The sequence below is a fragment of the Maricaulis sp. W15 genome, from assembly GCF_001924955.1.
GTDB classification, from domain to species: Bacteria; Pseudomonadota; Alphaproteobacteria; order Caulobacterales; family Maricaulaceae; genus Maricaulis; species Maricaulis maris.
In genome coordinates this window covers 13,556-29,485 of the sequence record NZ_LQXG01000010.1, presented here as the reverse complement: position 1 = coordinate 29,485, position 15,930 = coordinate 13,556, and the positions used below count along the sequence as shown (strand labels likewise).

Sequence of the window (15,930 nt, the reverse complement as noted above, 5' to 3'; positions counted from 1 at the left end):
TCAGGATGACGGTTTTTGAAGCGCAGGGCGGGGATAAACGCCCACTTTTCTTCCCCACGAGTGGGGAAGAAGGGGCGATGGGGCCGAGCGAGTCTTATCCTGGTGTCATCCCGGACGGATGCCCGGCCCCGAGCCGGGCGGAGATCCGGGACCCATTATCGCGAAAGCTGGCCGCACCGGGCTGATGGGTCCCGGGTCTTCGCCCTGATCAAGTCAGGGCTCCGCCCGGGATGACAAGCCAGGGGTGGCCGGTGAGCGTATCCGCGTCTTCAGCGCTGGATTTTACCACGTGCCGCCCCTCGCGAACCAAAGCACATTTCTCCCCGCCGCAGCCCCGCAAAAGCGGGGCGGAGAGCCGGGACCAACGAAAGCCTCCGGCAAGCGATGAGTCTCCCGTCGGTCCCGGATGGCGCTGCGCGCCTCCGGGAAAAATGAAAAAGGGGGAGCGCTGGCGGTGGGGTTCGCGACGCTCTCGCTGGTCATCTTTCGCAGGCCAGGAGCCAGCGCCCGCGAAAGCGGGGGCCCGGGCTGACAAGGGAGTTATGGATCAGTGCGCGCCCGAGGGCGCTGCACAATCGGCTCGAACCGCCCGACACCGATAGACCGAACCACCACGGGGGCAGGTTGGTCCGCACTGCTACTCTTCTCGACTGCAGCAAGAACGACAAAATCCCCATCCAGATCCAAGGCATGTCCACCCAATGACGGGTAGATAAACACTTCACCGGTCAGCCGTTTGTCAGCCACCAACTGCGCGATGTCTTCGTGAAAGGCGAAACCGCCGTGCAGCTCTTGGCTTGGTCCGACAATCGCCACGCCGGACCGTGTTATGTCCAGACGCACACCATCCGCCGGGACTTTCACATCCGGCCCAACCATCTCGGGGTTGAGATGGATCACAACCGACATACCGGTCATCTCATCCAAAACACTCACCTCCATAGCTGCGACCGGCTTTTGGGCCGCGCCTCCTCAGCCGATCAACCTCACCCCGGACGAGCCGCCACTCCCGCCGCTGGTGCTGGTGATCCAGCCGCCGCCCAGCACCCGGTCTTCGTCGTCGGACGAATAGAAGACACAAGCCTGGCCCGGCGCCACGCCTTCCTCGCCCTTGGCGAGCACCACGCGGACATCATCGCCATTGACCGACAGGGCAGCGGGGACGGGCGGGCGGGTGGAGCGGACCTTCACCTGCACGGCCGCGCCGTCCAGCGGGGCCTCATCGCCGAGCCAGTTGATCTCCTTGAGGGCGATCGTATCGACTTCCAGCGCCTCGCGCGGACCGACAACGACTTCGGCCTTTTCGGCATCAAGACGCACGACATAGAGCGGATCACCGACGGCGATCTTGAGGCCGCGTCGCTGGCCGACGGTGTAGCGGATCACGCCTTCATGTGTGCCCAATACCCGGCCATCGACATGCACGATCTCGCCCGGACGCGAGGCGCCGGGGCGGACTTTCTCGACAATATCGACATAGCGGCCATTGGGCACGAAGCAGATGTCCTGGCTGTCCGGCTTGTCGGCGACGATGAGACCGAAGGCCTCGGCCAGTTCGCGCGTCTGGTCCTTGTTCAGATGGCCCAGCGGGAAGCGCAGGAAGTCGAGCTGCTCATGCGTGGTCGCGAACAGGAAATAGGATTGGTCCTTGCCGGTATCGGCGGCGCGGCGCAGCTCCGGCCCGTTTTCGCCCGTGACACGCTGGATGTAATGCCCCGTTGCCATGCACACAGCCCCGAGCTGGCGGGCCGTGGTCAAAAGATCGGCGAATTTGACGGTCTGGTTGCAGCGCACGCAGGGAATGGGCGTGAAGCCGGCCAGATAGGTGTCGGCAAATTCCTCGATCACGGCTTCGCGGAAACGGCTTTCATAATCGAGCACATAATGGGGAAAGCCGCAGGCCTCCGCGACGCGCTTGGCGTCGTAGATGTCCTGACCAGCACAGCAGGCGCCCTTCTTGGCCAGGGCGGCGCCATGATCATAGAGCTGCAGCGTCACGCCGACCACATCATAGCCGAGATGATGCAGCAGCGCCGCGGTCACCGAGCTGTCGACACCGCCGGACATGGCCACCACGACGCGGTGATCGCCGGGCTGGCCACCCAGCCCCAGCGGATCGCCGGCGAGGCCCAAACGGGAAATAAGGTCATCGGCCTGCGCACGGGCGCGGCCGGTATCTGTGGTCGTCATCTTTCGCCTCCAGCGGGGTCAAGGCCCGCAGCAAACGGTTGTTGGAGGCGGGTGTATACGCCGTCGTCGTGGCAAAAGTAAGAGGCCCGGCGCCCACGCGCCCTTTCCCCCCTTAGCGCAGGAAGTTCAACAGCGAGACCTGGCTCAGCGAGGCGAAGGTCTTGGCGGACACGTTCAGCGCCGTTTCGGCCGCCTGGAAACGCGTCGCGGCCTCGGCCATGTCGACATCTTCCAGATCCGACAGCATCTGCTGCAGGAAAACCTGGCGGTCGGCATGCGAGTTCTTGATGGTCTCGACATTCGCCTGGGCGGCGCCGTTTTCACCGATCTTCGTGTAGAGATTGTCCAGCGCGGTGATGACGTTCTGGATCTCGCCATTGAGGAAGCTTTCCTGGGCGGCGCTCAAGGGCTGGCCGAAGGGGCCGTTGGCGCCAGCATTGAAGTCGGCAATGCGCTTGAAACTGTCAAACACCTCCCCACCGACATCACTGGCCAGCATGCCGGTCTCCATGGTCAGGTTCTGGTCGAGCTGGACCTGCGGACGGCGATCATTGTTGACGAAGGCCTCGCTGGCGGTGCCCATCGCCACCAGATCATTGATATCATTGGTTGCCACCGGCGGGGTATCGGTCCGGGTGCCGCCGAAAATATAGGTGCCGGCATGCTGCGTGTTGAGCGAGTTGGAGATCTGGTAGAAGGCCTCGCGGACCTGGTGCATCGTGTAGTCGCCATCCTTGGACGTGACCGCCAGCCGCAAATCCGTGATCGCATCGGCCATCCGCCCCATCGCGATGTCCTGGCTTTCCAGTCGCGCCTCGGTGCGAACGGCCGCTTCCTCAAAGGCATCGGCGCGCTGCAGGGCGGCGCGGGTCGCCGACAGGGTCTCGGCCTGGTGGCCGACGCCCTTGAGATCGGTCGCCAACTTGCCGGTGGTGAGTTGTTTCTGGGCGTCGAGCAGGGATTTCTGGGCCTTCATCAGGTCCATCAAGGCGCTCTGGTTGGCGGCGAAGGTGGAAACACGGGTCATGTCGTCATTGCCTCCTAGACGATGCCCATCAGGGTATCGGTCATTTCCTTGGCCGCCTGCAGCATGCGCGCGGCGGCATTGTAGGATTGCTGGTAGAGCGTCATCGCGGCCAATTCCTCGTCCAGGCTGACGCCTTCGACATCGGACCGCTTCTGGGCGGCGGTCGCCTGCAGGGTTGCCGCCGAGGCGGCCTCGCTTTCGGCGCGGGCGGCGCGTGAGCCGATCGTGCCGGCGATCCGGGCGGTATAATCGCCCAGGCTGGCCGTCGAGGTCGACAGGGAGCCGGCGGCGTTGAAGGTCCGCGGCGCCGACAGGGCCGCCTGCAAACCGGCCCCGCCGCGATTGTCACCGGCTGCCAGGACGTAGTCGCCGACCACGGTGGCCGCATCGATATCAAGCTTGCCGAGCGCCAGGCGTGAACTGTCGGCCCGGATCGCCTTGTCGACAGAGAAGGCCTCCGCCCGCGCCGCCTTGGCTTCCAGCCCGACCCCGAAGAGTTTCGAGAAGGCGACGCCGGACGTGCCGCGCGCCGTATCATCGCCGGTCAGCGACAGCTCATAGCCCTCATAACCGGCATTGGCCGTGTAGGAGAGCTTGCCATTGCCGTCGAGCGAGAAGGTGACATAGCGGCCCATGCCGGTGGCAGGGTCGTTGAGTGCGGTGACGATGTCGTCAACGGTCTCGCCGGTGACCATCGGAATGGTGTAGCTGCCCGCGGTCTTGCCGTCGGTGGTGTCCATGCGGAAATTGAGCGAGGTGCCGGTCGAGAACTGGTGCAGATCGGTGCCCGACAGGCCGGTCTCGAAGAAACCGGGCACGTCGCTGCGGACCAGGTCGTTCAGGCCGAAGAAGTGCGACAGGCCACGGCCGCCACGATCCGACGGCGTGGTCTCGTCCTGCAGGAAAGCGACGCCATTATTGGCCGAGTCAGCGGCGACGCTGAGCGTGCCATTGGTAAAGCTCGCCGTGCCGACCCCGGCCAGTGCGGTGTTGAGGGCCGTCGCGAGATCGCCGACTGTCGCGCCAAAGGCGACCGCACCGCCGCCATCCACGGAATAGGTTCCGGCATCGAAATCGACATCAACGCGGCGCACAAGCTGACCGGTATTGTCGGCCACGGCGAGCGTGGTCGCGCCGGTGAAATTATGGGCATCGGCGGCGTCCAGCCCGGTATTGCGGCCGGTCAGGGTCTGCGGTGCGGGATAGGCCGCCGCATCGTTATGGGCCGCATTAAGCGCGTCGGCGGCACCGGCCGCCATCTCGGCCAGCTCCTCGGCAACGTCCGGCAGCGTCCGGTCACGCAGGTCGATCAGCGCCCGCAGCTCGCCCGACTGGATATGGCTGTCGAGTTCCTGCGGATTTCCGCCATTCGGCGATTCCGCATAAATCTTGCCATACTCCACACCGTAGGAACCGGACCCGGAGACCTTGTAGGTCAGGTTGGCCGGATAATTGTCGAGCAGGAGGACGCCGTCCGTGGTGCGCAGGACAACCCGGCCGTCGCCCTGGAAGTCGGCGCGGACATCCATGTATTCGGACAATTCATCGAGCAGTTCGGAGACCCGGTTTTCAGCGCCGGAACTGTCGCCGCCGCCAGCCGAGACACTCTGGACATTGGCGTTCAGCTCGTAGAGCTCGCGCAGGATCTCGTTGGAGCGTTGCAGCGTGGCATTGATCTTGGCGTCGGCTTCCATGCGCTGGGCGCGGATCTCGCCGGACAGACGCTCGGATTCGGTGAAGAAGCTGTCCAGATCGGCCGTTGCCGACAGGCGCGAGACCGACAGGGTCGGGTCGACGCTGGCTTGCGACAGGCCGGCAAAGGCCGAGTTGAGGCGGGCGAAGATCGAGCCACTATCGTCGAGATTGCCGAATTGCGATTGCAGGCGGTCGAGCGCATTGGCCTGCGTCGCGGTGACGCTGGCTTCCGAGATCGAGCGCAGCGAGGTCAGCTGCAGATGGCGATCGACGATGCGGACAATCCCGTTGACCTGGACGCCCATGGCGACGCCGCCGACATTGCGGGCTTCGAAACTGGCAATGGTGCGGGCATAGCCGGGCGTGTTGACGTTGGCGACGTTGTTGGACGACGCACGCAAGCCGGCCTGACTGGCCTGAAGCCCCGACAGGGCGTTACCGAGAATACCGCTCAATGACATGGCTGGCTCCCTGCGCAGTCGGCAAAAACGAGGCGGTTGCGGCGGATTCTGCCGTCAATGCGGCAAGCATTGCCCAGCGAGGCGGCCACCCCCAAGGGCGCCTCCACAGGGCCTTCCACGCCGTAACCGTTTGCCTTCATTTGCTTTTTCATGCGCTTTCCGAATTCCGGCCCGCACAGGAACTGCCCGGGCATGCCTTAACCATCGCAAGCAGCGGGCCAGATGCTGTCCCCACACTCCAAGGGATGAAAAACGCGGCGACCGGACCTCGCACCCGCAGATCGCGCGCGCGATCACGCGCGGTCATAGGGACTCACACGCGCGCCAGCCCCCTGATCGCCATGCCAAGCCGGCGACCCGGCAAATTGCGCCCACCGGCGGGCAAGGCCGACCGGACGTTCCTGCCCACCGCAAGGTGTTACCTCAAAATTAATACGGTAAATCAATTAGATAGATGGAGGGCACCTTGGCACACGGCTTGCGAACATGACTTCGAGACGAGGCGTGACGTGCGCCTTGATGCCGACGAAGGGCGCCATGACGCTGGACCTGAACACTGCGAACCTGCTGGCCATGACGGGCGGAAACGGTGGCGCGACTGCGCAGCCGGCCGCAACATCGTCCGGTGGTCCGCAGACGCAAGGCACGGGTCAGCCTGGCGGCGTGGCGGCGACATCGCCCTTCGCGCTCTTGGTCAATGCCAATCAGGCCCAAGCCCAGGCCACGACCGCTCCGGCAACGCCCGGAACGGTGCGCGGCGGCGCGCTGACCTCTGCCTCGCCGCTGCCATTGGAAATCGCCGGCGCCAGCCCGGCAGGCGTGCCGGCCGCCAATGAACCGTCGGATGCGGTGCTGGCCGGAGAGATCGTTGTGCCGGTCACGCCGGTTGCAGCCGTCAGCCCGACGCGCAGCAAGCCCGCAATGCCCGTCCAGGACGTGATCGACCCGGCAATACCGACTGCCGCTCCGGTCTCCGCTCCGGCGGCGGCCTCGGACAAGGCCATTTCCGCCGACAAGCCGGTATCGGAAATCATTCTGCCCGAGCCGGTCGCCGCCAATTCCGCAGCACCGGCTCAGGCCGCGACATCACCTGCCGGTCCGGCCGCGACGCCGGCCCCGACAATGCCTGGCGCAACCGCACCCGCCGCAACAATCCACGCCACGACAGGCCGGGCCGCGACAGGCCAAGCCACGACCGGCCAAGCCACGACAGGCCAGCCCGCGACAGGCCAAACCGCTGCGGTCCAGACACAAGCGATTTCGGGCGAAGCGCCGGTTCTGCCCGCCGCACCGACAACGCCGTCGCCGGTGTCGCCCATTGCTGACGAAGCGGCCCCCCGTTCCGGGCCGGTGCCGGTCGCGACCGCCGTCGCCAGCCAGCCCGCCAAACCCGATGCCGCCAAGTCCGGCACTGCAGCTGACAGTGCGCATGTCGACGTCAAGCCGACGCCCTTCGCCAAGCCGCCAGCCGCGGCCGCCGGCCTGAACGCGCCAGCACCGGGGGCAACAGGCAATCCGGCCGTCTCAGCGGCGCCCGCCACCCCCACCACGGGTGCAAGCGCGCCGGAACAGGCCGCGGCGGCTGTCAATGCCAGCGAGAACGCGCCGTTGCGCCAGCGCGGTAGCGATGCCCCGGCCATCCAGACCGCAAGCGGCCTCGCCGCCCGGCCGACCGGCGGCCTGTCACAAGCCGGCAATGCCGGTGCCAATGGTGGCCAGTCCGGCTATTCCGGCACTGGCAGCAATGGCGGCAATCCGGCAACCGGAACGCCAAGCCCGACATCGTCCTCCGCCGATCCGGCGGCCACCCTGACGGCCGGCAAGGACGCGCTCCCGACCGCCGCCCAGAGCGGTGCCCCGATCACGCCGCCGGCGGGCTTGCAGACCGGCGCCCAGCCCCAACCCGTCGTGAATCCCGACCAGGCAGCGGCAGACGCCGCCATGCAGGCCGAGACGGATTTCAACCTGTCGCGCGTCGACGGGCGCATGGCCGCCGATCGCTCGGCCACCAACACGCCCCGCTTCACGCCGCACACGACCCAGCAACTAGCCGGACAGATCACCAAACAGGTCTCGAACGGCAATCGCGTCTTCGATATCCGCCTTGACCCGGCCGAGCTGGGCAAGGTCGATGTCCGCATCGAATTGCGCGCCGATAATCGTGTGCACGCCGTGCTCACCGTCGAACGTCCGGAGACCCTCAACGAGTTGCAGCGTTCGGCGCGCGACCTTGAGCGTTCGCTGGCCGAGGCGGGACTCGAACTCGACGAGGACGGGCTCAGCTTCCAGATGAATGACGGCGAGACCCCGACCGGCGATGACGGTCGCGGCCAAGGTGAGGCCCTGCCGATTTTCGCACAAACCACTGAATTGGCGCAGCGCGCGGAGGATGAACTCGCATCCCGCCCGCGCTCGGCCTACGGCTTCCTGTTGTCCGGACGCTCCGGCGTCGATGTGCAGGTCTAGGAGTAGAGCATGGTAGACGCAGTATCCGGCATCGGTTCGACAAGCCCGGCCCTGTCAAATTCACAGACCGGCCTGGCCGATAATTTCGAGATGTTCCTGACCCTGCTCACCGAGCAGATGAAAAACCAGGACCCGCTCAATCCGCTCGACTCGACGCAGTTCGTGAACCAGCTGGTCGATTTCTCCAGCGTTGAACAGCAGATCGCGCAGAACCAGAATCTGGAAAACCTGTTGCTGCTCCAGTCGGCCGCCGCCCAAAGCGCCTCGGTCAGCTATATCGGCCGCGTGGCAACGGCACTGACGCCGCAGGCCATGCTGCAGGATGGCGAAGCGAGCTGGGAATACACCGTGCCGGACGAAGTCCATTCCTCGTCGATCATCATTCGCGACGAGAATGACCGCATCGTGGCCCGCCGCGACGGCGAGACCACGGCCGGTTCACACGACTTCACCTGGGATGGCCTGGGCGATGGCGGCGCCGCTCTCGAAGACGGTGTCTATTCGCTGGAAGTCATTGCCCAGAACGCCGACGGCGACAATGTCGACGTCAATATCCAGGCCGCCGCCCGTGTTACCGGCGTCGACCTGTCCGGATCCGAGGTCATCGTGGAAATGGGCGGCATTCGCGTCCCGCTGTCCTCGGTGATGTCGATCAAGGACGCCAACCCGAACTCATGACCAGGCCGCCGGCCTGATCCGGACCGCCAGAATGGCGCCCCGGCAAACCCGACCAGCAGAAAGCTCCGCAATAACAACCAAAACGCCAGGAGCATGCATTATGAGCATCAATTCCGCGCTTTTGGCCGGCGCATCCGGCCTGATCTCGAACTCGAACGCCCTCGCCTCGATTTCGGACAATATCGCCAACGTCAACACGGTGGGCTACAAGCGCGCCAACGCCGTCTTTACCCCGCTTTATGACAGCGACAGCTCGACCAAGGGCTATTCGGCAGCGGGCGTCCGCTCAGTGGCGCGCCTTTCCATCGGCGAGAGCGGCCTCCTGACCGCCGGTTCCTCGCCGACGGATCTGGCCATCTCAGGTCGTGGCTTTTTCGTGGTTCGCGATGACGCCAACCCGAACTCCTCTGACCCGGTCTCCTTTACCCGCGCGGGCCGTTTCACGCCGGACACCACCGGCTATCTCCGCAATGATGCCGGCAAGTATCTCGCCGGCTGGCCGGTCGCGGCTGACGGGTCCGTCCCGCAGAACCCGTCCGACCTCAACGCGCTGGAGACGATCAACCTGTCCTCCATCGGTGGCGCCGCCGAAGCCACGACGACGATGGGCATCAATGCCAACCTGCAGCAAAGCCAGGCGATCTCCGCTGATGAAGCGACCTATGATCCGACCGCAGCCGCGACCAACATGGCATCAGGCGCTGTCACACCGGACTTCCAGCGCTCCATTCCCTTCTATGACAGTGTCGGCGGTGTCCGCACCCTGACCATCTCCATGCTCAAGAGCTCAACGCCGAACCAGTGGCATGCCGAAGTCCACATGGTGCCGGCAACCGACGTCACGACCGGGGCTGGTCTCCTGAACGGCCAGCTGCTCACAGGTACGGTGGCCTTTGACGCCCAGGGTCGCATCGACAGCGCCAATACCACGCTGCCGACCCAGCTCGACTTCCTCTCCTCCACCAATGTCGGCGCGCTGGCTGGCAACGAATTCCAGTGGGCGACCGCGACCGGTGTCGATGCCCAGTCGGTCACCCTGGACTTCGGCGATCCCAACGCACCCGGCGGCTTCACGCAGTATGACAGCCCGTCTGCCCTGCTCTCGACCAATGTGAACGGCTCGGCCTTCGGTAATTTCTCCAGCGTCGATGTCGATGATGACGGTTTCGTCTTCGCCAAGTTCACCAACGGCATCGTCCGCAAGATCTACCAGATCCCGGTCGCGACCTTCACCAATCCGGACGGTCTGGAAGCCCAGTCGGGCGGTACCTTCACGGTGACGCCGGAATCCGGTGCCTACACGCTCAACCCGCCGGGCCTGGGATCTTCGGGCTCCATCGCCGCCGCGACACTGGAAAGCTCGAATGTCGACCTCGCCAACGAGTTCACCAGCCTGATCACCACACAAAGAGCTTACTCTGCCTCGTCGAAAATCATCACCACTGCCGATGAAATGCTCGACGAAGCCATCCGCATGAAGCGCTAACCATCACCCAACCGCTTCTTGACTAAGGGCTCCGCCCCCCGGCGGGGCCCTTTTTTTGCCCGGAATTCCAGGCGCGGGTCTTTGACAGGGTTCGGTTTTTTCGAAAATGCCGACGGCATTCCCGATCCTGGCCAAGCCCATATTTTATGACCGCCGGATGAGCCGGTTCGGAACATTTAGAGGCGGATTTTACGGACAAGGTTAAACGTAAATTTACCCAGTGGTTTAGGGCGATGTTAAAGGGCTGCGTGTAGGTTGATCCTACAAACAAGAAACGGGGATCGGACATGCAGCCGCGCCTTAAAAAAGAAAATTATGTCATTGGACCGGATGGTAGCCCGCTTACGCTTGGCGACCTGCCCAACCCGAGTACCCAGCGTTGGGTGGTTCGGCGAAAGGCTGAAGTCGTCGCAGCGGTGCGGGGTGGTCTACTCACTCTGGAAGAGGCGTGTCAGCGCTATTCGCTAACCGTGGAAGAGTTCCTCGGCTGGCAACGTTCGATCGACCGTCATGGTTTGGCCGGGCTTCGCACGACGCGCATCCAGCAATACCGCTAAACGACCGCTAGCTCCCCTTACTAGCGCAAGATGAGCGGCGACCGCGCCCCCTCGGTCGCCGCTCGCCTGCGTTTGCGGGAAATCGCCGGTGCCACTGCTTACCGATTGCGTGCCCTGATTGGATAATCGGGGGCGAGTCATGACGTATGCAATCGTCTTAAAGTCTCGTTTACCCAACAGGTAGGAAAATTCTGCCCAGTGCTTCGCTGATGAAGCGCACGCAATGAGGCAGGGATTTCCAGGTGAACGCGCTTTTTGAACAGTTCAGGGCTTTCGGTGCCGGACGGCTGACCGCGATCTTCGGCCTTGCCGCCGGTGTCGCCGCAGCGCTGATGTATTTTTCCGGTGCGATGGGCGGCGCCAGCCAGTCCCTGCTCTATTCCGGTCTCGACCCGGCCGACACGGCTGCGACCTCGCAACTGCTCGACCAGGCAAACATTCCTTATGAGATCCGCGAAGGCGGCACGGCAATCTATGTCGAGCGCGACCAGGTTGATGAAGCTCGCGTGCGCGTCGCCTCGAACGGTCCGCTGAGCGGCGCTTCGGTCGGCTACGAGATTTTCGACCGCCAGGACAGTTTCGGCCAGACCAGCTTCGTCCAGAACATCAATGCCAAGCGCGCCATGGAAGGCGAGCTGGCCCGAACCATCCAGTCCCTCAACTATGTCAGCTCGGCCCGTGTTCACCTGAACCTGCCGGAACGTCGCCTGTTCGCCCGCGATCAGCAGTCGCCGACCGCCGCTGTCACTATCGCCACCAATGGCCGTTTGAACTCTGAACAGGTCCGCGTGATCCGAAATATCGTGGCGTCCAGCTCGGGCATCGCGCCGACCGGGGTGTCGATTGCCGATGATCGTGGTCGCCAGCTGGCCAGTGGCGGCGACGGGCAGTCGGCCGGTTCCATCCTGATGGATGAACGTCGCGGCGAGATCGAAGCCCAGCTGCGCCAGAATATTCTCGACATTGTCGAAGGCGTGGTCGGCGTCGGCGCGGCGCGCGTCCAGGTCAATGCCGAGCTGGATCGCCAAAGCGTCACCCAGAGCTCGGAAATCTTTGACCCGAACGGCCAGGTCGTGCGCTCGCGCCAGCGCGGCGAAGACCTGTCCAACGATCAGGACGGTGCCAACCAGAACCGTGTCTCCGCCTCGGAAAACCTGCCGGACGCCGGTGACGGCGCGGCCGAAGATGGCCCGTCCAGCCTGTCCAGCCGCGAGAGTACGAGCGAGCGGGTCAATTACGAGATCTCCTCGACCACACGCACGGAAATCATTGAGGCCGGCGCCATTAATCGCCTGTCGGTCGCGGTCGCCGTTGATGGCGTACTGGAGACCGCTGAGGATGGCACCGTGACCTGGCGCGAGCGCCCGCAAGCGGAAATCGACCGGATCGAAGGCCTGGTCCGCTCGGCCATGGGTTTCGTCAACGAGCCGGGCGTCCGCCAGGACCTGCTGACCGTCAGCCAGATGGAATTTGCCCGGACCGATCCGCTGCTGGGCACCCCGGCCGCCAGCGGTTTCTCCTTCTCCAAGAATGACATGATGCGCGCTGCGGAAATCGCCGTGATGTTCATCACCGCCTTGCTGATCATCTTCCTGGTCGCCCGGCCGCTGGTCAAAGGCGCGAGCGGCGTCGCCATGCCGCAGGGCCTGGCTCTGGCGGGCGCCGGCGCCGATGGCGCTGTCCAGGGGGCGCCGGCTCCCGCCGCCCTGCCGACTCCGGCCAACCGCCCCGCGGCCCTGCCCGCGGCCGGTGGTGGTGCGGCGCGCGAGGATTCCATCGATATCGAGAAGATCGATGGCCAGGTGAAAGCGTCCTCGCTGAAGAAAGTCGCCAATATCGTTGAATCCCACCCGGAAGAATCGATCTCGATCCTCCGGACCTGGCTGCATGAGAGTTGAGCCCGCCCATGGCTGACAAACGCGCCATTGAAGATCCTGCCCGCCTGACCGGCCCCGAGAAGGCCGCCGTCATGCTCCTCGCCCTGGGCGATGAAGGCGAAAGCATGTGGCAACATCTCGACGAGGAGGAAATCCGCGAGGTTTCCCAGGCCATGTCCAATCTGGGCACGGTAACGTCGAGCGCGGTGGAAAAGCTGATCGTCGACTTTGTCGGCCAGATGTCCTCGACCGGGTCCCTGATGGGTTCGTTCGAAGCCACCCAGCGCCTTTTGACCTCTTTCCTGCCCGGCGAGAAGGTCGAATCCATCATGGAAGAGCTGCGCGGTCCCGCCGGTCGGACCATGTGGGACAAGCTGGGCAATGTGAACGAGGTCGTCCTCGCCAATTATCTGAAGAATGAATATCCGCAGACCGTTGCCGTGGTCCTGTCCAAGGTGAAGCCGGAACATGCCAGCCGTGTTCTGGGCGCCCTGCCCGAGGATTTCGCCCTGGAAGTCGTCACCCGCATGCTGCGCATGGAACCCGTCCAACGGGAAATCCTTGATCGCATCGAAGAGACGCTGCGCACCGAATTCATGTCGAACCTGGCGCGCACCTCCAAGCATGACAGCCACGAGATGATGGCCTCGATCTTCAACAATTTCGACCGCCAGACCGAGAACCGCTTCCTGGCCGCCCTCGAGGAGCGCAATCGCGAGAGCGCCGAGAAGATCCGGTCCCTGATGTTCGTCTTTGAAGACCTGTCCAAGCTCGATCCGGGTGGCATCCAGACCCTGATGCGCGCCATCGACAAGGAACAGATGGCGCTGGCCATGAAGGGCGCATCCGACAGCCTGCGCGACTTGTTCTTCTCGAACATGTCCGAACGCGCCGCCAAGATCATGCGCGAGGACATGGGCTCGATGGGTCCGGTCCGCCTGAAAGATGTCGACCAGGCGCAACAATCGATTGTCTCCATGGCCAAGGATCTCGCCGCCAAGGGCGAAATCATGCTGGCCGATGGCGGCGCCGACGATGAACTCATCTACTAGGGAGGTTGAACCATGAATCCTGTCAAATTCGATTTCGATACAGAGTTCGACCATGACGGCCAGATCCTGCGCGAAGGCGAGAGCTATAAGCGCTTCTTCACCCAGGACGATGTCGAGGCCGCCCGCATGTGGGGTGTCGAGGAAGGCCGCGAGATGGAAGAGGGCCGCTGCGCCCAGTCGCTGCAGGCCATCGCCTCACAAATGCAGCTGATCCTGGCCCGTCTGGCGCATGAATCCGATGCCCTGCGCCAGGAGTCCGCCAGCCTGGCTATGGCGGCCGCCCGCAAGATCGCCGGTGAGGCCCTGTCGGCCTATCCGATCGACACGATCGAACAGGTCGCGCTGGAAGCGGTGAAGGATTTGCGCTCGGAGCCGCGCCTGTCGGTCCGCTGCAACCCGGAGCTGGTTGAAGCGCTCGCCGAACGGTTGGAGAAGACCGCCCGCGACGCCGGTTTCGACGGCGCCATCATGGTGCGCGGCGACCAGGGTCTGCCGAACGCGGATGTCCGCCTGGAATGGGGAGCCGGTTCCGTTCAGCGCAGCGCCGAGGAAATCGAAACCCGACTGAATGACGTCGTCGCGCGCTGGCTGGCTTCGCCGCCAAGCGACGAGGAAACCCAATCTGACGCGGATGGCGGCCATGCGGCCGGCATCAACGCGGCTTAAGGAGGCCTGACATGGCTGACGACAATCTCGACCTTCCCGATCTGGGCGATGACGGCACGCAGGTGCCGGTCGAAGCACCGCAACGGGGCCAGCAGATGATGGACGAGGAAGAAAAGAGCGCCGCCGATCTGGCGCCGGTCTTCGATGTCCCTGTCAACATTTCCGCGGTGCTCGGCAAGGCGCATATCGATGTGAATTCGCTGCTGAAACTGACGTCGGGCTCGGTGGTCGAACTCGATCGCAAAATCGGTGAAGCCATCGACATCTATGTCAACAACCGGCTCGTCGCCCGCGGTGAGGTTGTTGTTGTCGACGACCGGCTCGGCGTGACCATGACGGAAATCATCAAAGACGGGGACGCGGGCTAAGGCCTGGCGGAAAGGACGGAACATATCATGCGTATTCTGATAGTTGGCAGCCTGGGCGGGCAACTGCACACCGCCACCAAGATCGCCCTCGACCGCGGCGCCAAAGTCTCGCACGTCGACACGATCGAGCAAGCGACGGCACACTTGCGGGCCGGGCGCGGCGCCGACCTTCTCATGGTCGACCTGCACCTGGACGTGCAATCCCTGATCGAGGCCAATGAAGCCGAGCGGATCTCGGTTCCGGTCGTGGCCTGCGGCGTCAATGTCCGTCCCGAGGCTGCTGCGGCCGCGATCCGCGCCGGCGCCAAGGAATTCATCCCGATGCCGCCGGATGCCGACCTGATCGCTGCCGTCCTGGCCGCGATCGCGGATGACGAACGCCCGATGATTGCCCGCGACCCGTCCATGCAGGCCGTCATCCACCTCGCCGACCGCATCGCCGGCTCCGACGCCTCCGTCCTGATCACCGGTGAAAGTGGCTCCGGTAAGGAAGTCATGGCCCGCTATGTCCACACCAAGTCGAAGCGCGCCCAGGCGCCCTTCATCTCGGTGAACTGTGCCGCGATCCCGGAAAACCTGCTGGAATCCGAACTCTTCGGTCACGAGAAAGGCGCCTTCACCGGTGCCATTGCCCGCCGCGTGGGTAAGTTCGAAGAGGCCGATGGCGGCACGCTGCTGCTCGACGAAATCTCGGAAATGGATGTCCGCCTGCAGGCCAAGCTGCTGCGCGCCATCCAGGAACGCGAGATCGACCGGGTCGGTGGCACCCGGCCGGTCAAGGTCAATATCCGCATCCTGGCGACCTCCAACCGCGACCTGCGCAAGGCCGTGGCCGATGGCAGCTTCCGCGAAGACCTGCTGTTCCGCCTCAATGTCGTGAACCTGGCCCTGCCGCCGCTGCGTGAACGCCCGGCCGACATCGTCGCCCTGTCCGAGCATTTCGTGAAGAAATACTCGGCCGCCAATGCCGTCGACATCCGCCCGATTTCCGAAGCCGCCCGCACCTCACTGCTGGCGCGCGAATGGGCCGGCAATGTCCGCGAACTGGAAAACGCCATGCACCGTGCCGTGCTGCTGGCGACCGGCCGCGAGATCACGCCGGACGCGATCCGCATGCCGGACGGCTCCGCCTTCACCGGTTCGGGCAGCAATGTGGTCCGCCAGGCCGCCGACGCCGCCCAGTCGGTCCAGGCCGACATGATCGGCCGCACCGTGGCCGAGGTCGAACAGGACCTGATCCTGAACACGCTCGATCATTGCTTCGGCAACCGGACCCATGCCGCCAATATTCTCGGCATCTCGATCCGGACGCTGCGCAACAAGCTGAAGCTTTACTCGGACCAGGGCCTGGACATTCCCGCGCCCAACCAACCCGCCCAGGGTGTCTCCGTAGCCTGATTGGACTGA

Annotated in this window: 14 protein-coding genes; 9 read left to right on the top strand and 5 right to left on the bottom strand. The window is 64.3% G+C overall.

All coding sequences use genetic code 11. The features are described 5' to 3' along the window. Window positions 1–540: 540 nt before the first annotated feature. The 5 genes from AWH62_RS05465 to AWH62_RS16970 form a co-directional block, all read right to left on the bottom strand. The gene (locus tag AWH62_RS05465) at window positions 541–927 is read right to left on the bottom strand and encodes a hypothetical protein (RefSeq protein WP_143742940.1); all 387 of its coding nucleotides are present in this window, start codon (window positions 925–927) and stop codon (window positions 541–543) included. A gap of 45 nt (window positions 928–972) precedes the next feature. After that, window positions 973–2,190: a tRNA 2-thiouridine(34) synthase MnmA gene (gene mnmA / locus AWH62_RS05460; protein WP_075189482.1), complete on the bottom strand. Its 1,218-nt coding sequence runs from the start codon at window positions 2,188–2,190 to the stop codon at window positions 973–975. 112 nt (window positions 2,191–2,302) lie between these two features. Further along, window positions 2,303–3,217: a flagellin gene (locus AWH62_RS05455; RefSeq protein ID WP_075189481.1), complete on the bottom strand. Its 915-nt coding sequence runs from the start codon at window positions 3,215–3,217 to the stop codon at window positions 2,303–2,305. Window positions 3,218–3,231: 14 nt separating this feature from the next. Next, window positions 3,232–5,373: a flagellar hook-associated protein FlgK gene (flgK, locus tag AWH62_RS05450; RefSeq protein WP_075189480.1), complete on the bottom strand. Its 2,142-nt coding sequence runs from the start codon at window positions 5,371–5,373 to the stop codon at window positions 3,232–3,234. After that, window positions 5,364–5,525 carry a hypothetical protein gene (locus tag AWH62_RS16970; protein ID WP_158025572.1) on the bottom strand — a complete coding sequence of 54 codons (162 nt, stop codon included), beginning with the start codon at window positions 5,523–5,525 and terminating at the stop codon, window positions 5,364–5,366. Before AWH62_RS16970 ends, flgK begins: the two co-directional genes overlap by 10 nt. Window positions 5,526–5,910: 385 nt before the next feature. Here AWH62_RS16970 and AWH62_RS05445 point away from each other — a divergent pair, with 385 nt between their 5' ends. From AWH62_RS05445 to AWH62_RS05405, 9 genes are all read left to right on the top strand, one after another. Further along, window positions 5,911–7,839 (top strand): flagellar hook-length control protein FliK, encoded by a 1,929-nt coding sequence (locus AWH62_RS05445; protein WP_158025571.1) that lies wholly within the window; start codon window positions 5,911–5,913, stop codon window positions 7,837–7,839. 9 nt (window positions 7,840–7,848) lie between these two features. After that, a complete protein-coding gene (locus AWH62_RS05440; protein WP_075189478.1) occupies window positions 7,849–8,517 on the top strand; it encodes a flagellar hook assembly protein FlgD in 669 nt (222 codons plus the stop codon). A 100-nt stretch (window positions 8,518–8,617) separates the two neighbouring features. Next, entirely contained in the window at window positions 8,618–10,003 is a 1,386-nt protein-coding gene (locus AWH62_RS05435; RefSeq protein ID WP_075189477.1) for a flagellar hook protein FlgE, read from the top strand. A gap of 287 nt (window positions 10,004–10,290) precedes the next feature. Continuing rightward, a complete protein-coding gene (locus tag AWH62_RS05430; RefSeq protein ID WP_075189476.1) occupies window positions 10,291–10,560 on the top strand; it encodes a DUF1153 domain-containing protein in 270 nt (89 codons plus the stop codon). A gap of 242 nt (window positions 10,561–10,802) precedes the next feature. Further along, window positions 10,803–12,458 (top strand): flagellar basal-body MS-ring/collar protein FliF, encoded by a 1,656-nt coding sequence (gene fliF, locus AWH62_RS05425; protein ID WP_075189475.1) that lies wholly within the window; start codon window positions 10,803–10,805, stop codon window positions 12,456–12,458. Window positions 12,459–12,466: 8 nt separating this feature from the next. Further along, on the top strand, window positions 12,467–13,489 hold the full coding sequence (fliG, locus tag AWH62_RS05420) for a flagellar motor switch protein FliG (protein ID WP_075189474.1): 1,023 nt from the start codon (window positions 12,467–12,469) through the stop codon (window positions 13,487–13,489). Between the two features lie 12 nt (window positions 13,490–13,501). Continuing rightward, window positions 13,502–14,155, top strand: coding sequence for a FliH/SctL family protein (locus AWH62_RS05415; RefSeq protein ID WP_075189473.1), 654 nt, complete (start codon window positions 13,502–13,504; stop codon window positions 14,153–14,155). A gap of 95 nt (window positions 14,156–14,250) precedes the next feature. After that, window positions 14,251–14,523, top strand: coding sequence for a flagellar motor switch protein FliN (gene fliN, locus AWH62_RS05410; RefSeq protein WP_366511510.1), 273 nt, complete (start codon window positions 14,251–14,253; stop codon window positions 14,521–14,523). A gap of 27 nt (window positions 14,524–14,550) precedes the next feature. Continuing rightward, entirely contained in the window at window positions 14,551–15,921 is a 1,371-nt protein-coding gene (locus AWH62_RS05405; RefSeq protein ID WP_075189472.1) for a sigma-54-dependent Fis family transcriptional regulator, read from the top strand. Window positions 15,922–15,930: the final 9 nt, after the last annotated feature.

Excerpts from the sequence above, each read along its gene's own strand:
- AWH62_RS05455 (WP_075189481.1), bottom strand. The coding sequence starts at position 3,217 with ATGACCCGTGTTTCCACCTTCGCCGCCAACCAGAGCGCCTTGATGGAC.
- AWH62_RS16970 (WP_158025572.1), bottom strand. The coding sequence starts at position 5,525 with ATGAAAAAGCAAATGAAGGCAAACGGTTACGGCGTGGAAGGCCCTGTG.
- flgK (WP_075189480.1), bottom strand. The coding sequence starts at position 5,373 with ATGTCATTGAGCGGTATTCTCGGTAACGCCCTGTCGGGGCTTCAGGCC.
- AWH62_RS05440 (WP_075189478.1), top strand. The coding sequence starts at position 7,849 with ATGGTAGACGCAGTATCCGGCATCGGTTCGACAAGCCCGGCCCTGTCA.
- AWH62_RS05430 (WP_075189476.1), top strand. The coding sequence starts at position 10,291 with ATGCAGCCGCGCCTTAAAAAAGAAAATTATGTCATTGGACCGGATGGT.
- mnmA (WP_075189482.1), bottom strand. The coding sequence starts at position 2,190 with ATGACGACCACAGATACCGGCCGCGCCCGTGCGCAGGCCGATGACCTT.
- fliN (WP_366511510.1), top strand. The coding sequence starts at position 14,251 with ATGATGGACGAGGAAGAAAAGAGCGCCGCCGATCTGGCGCCGGTCTTC.
- fliG (WP_075189474.1), top strand. The coding sequence starts at position 12,467 with ATGGCTGACAAACGCGCCATTGAAGATCCTGCCCGCCTGACCGGCCCC.
- AWH62_RS05405 (WP_075189472.1), top strand. The coding sequence starts at position 14,551 with ATGCGTATTCTGATAGTTGGCAGCCTGGGCGGGCAACTGCACACCGCC.
- AWH62_RS05415 (WP_075189473.1), top strand. The coding sequence starts at position 13,502 with ATGAATCCTGTCAAATTCGATTTCGATACAGAGTTCGACCATGACGGC.
- AWH62_RS05435 (WP_075189477.1), top strand. The coding sequence starts at position 8,618 with ATGAGCATCAATTCCGCGCTTTTGGCCGGCGCATCCGGCCTGATCTCG.
- AWH62_RS05445 (WP_158025571.1), top strand. The coding sequence starts at position 5,911 with ATGACGCTGGACCTGAACACTGCGAACCTGCTGGCCATGACGGGCGGA.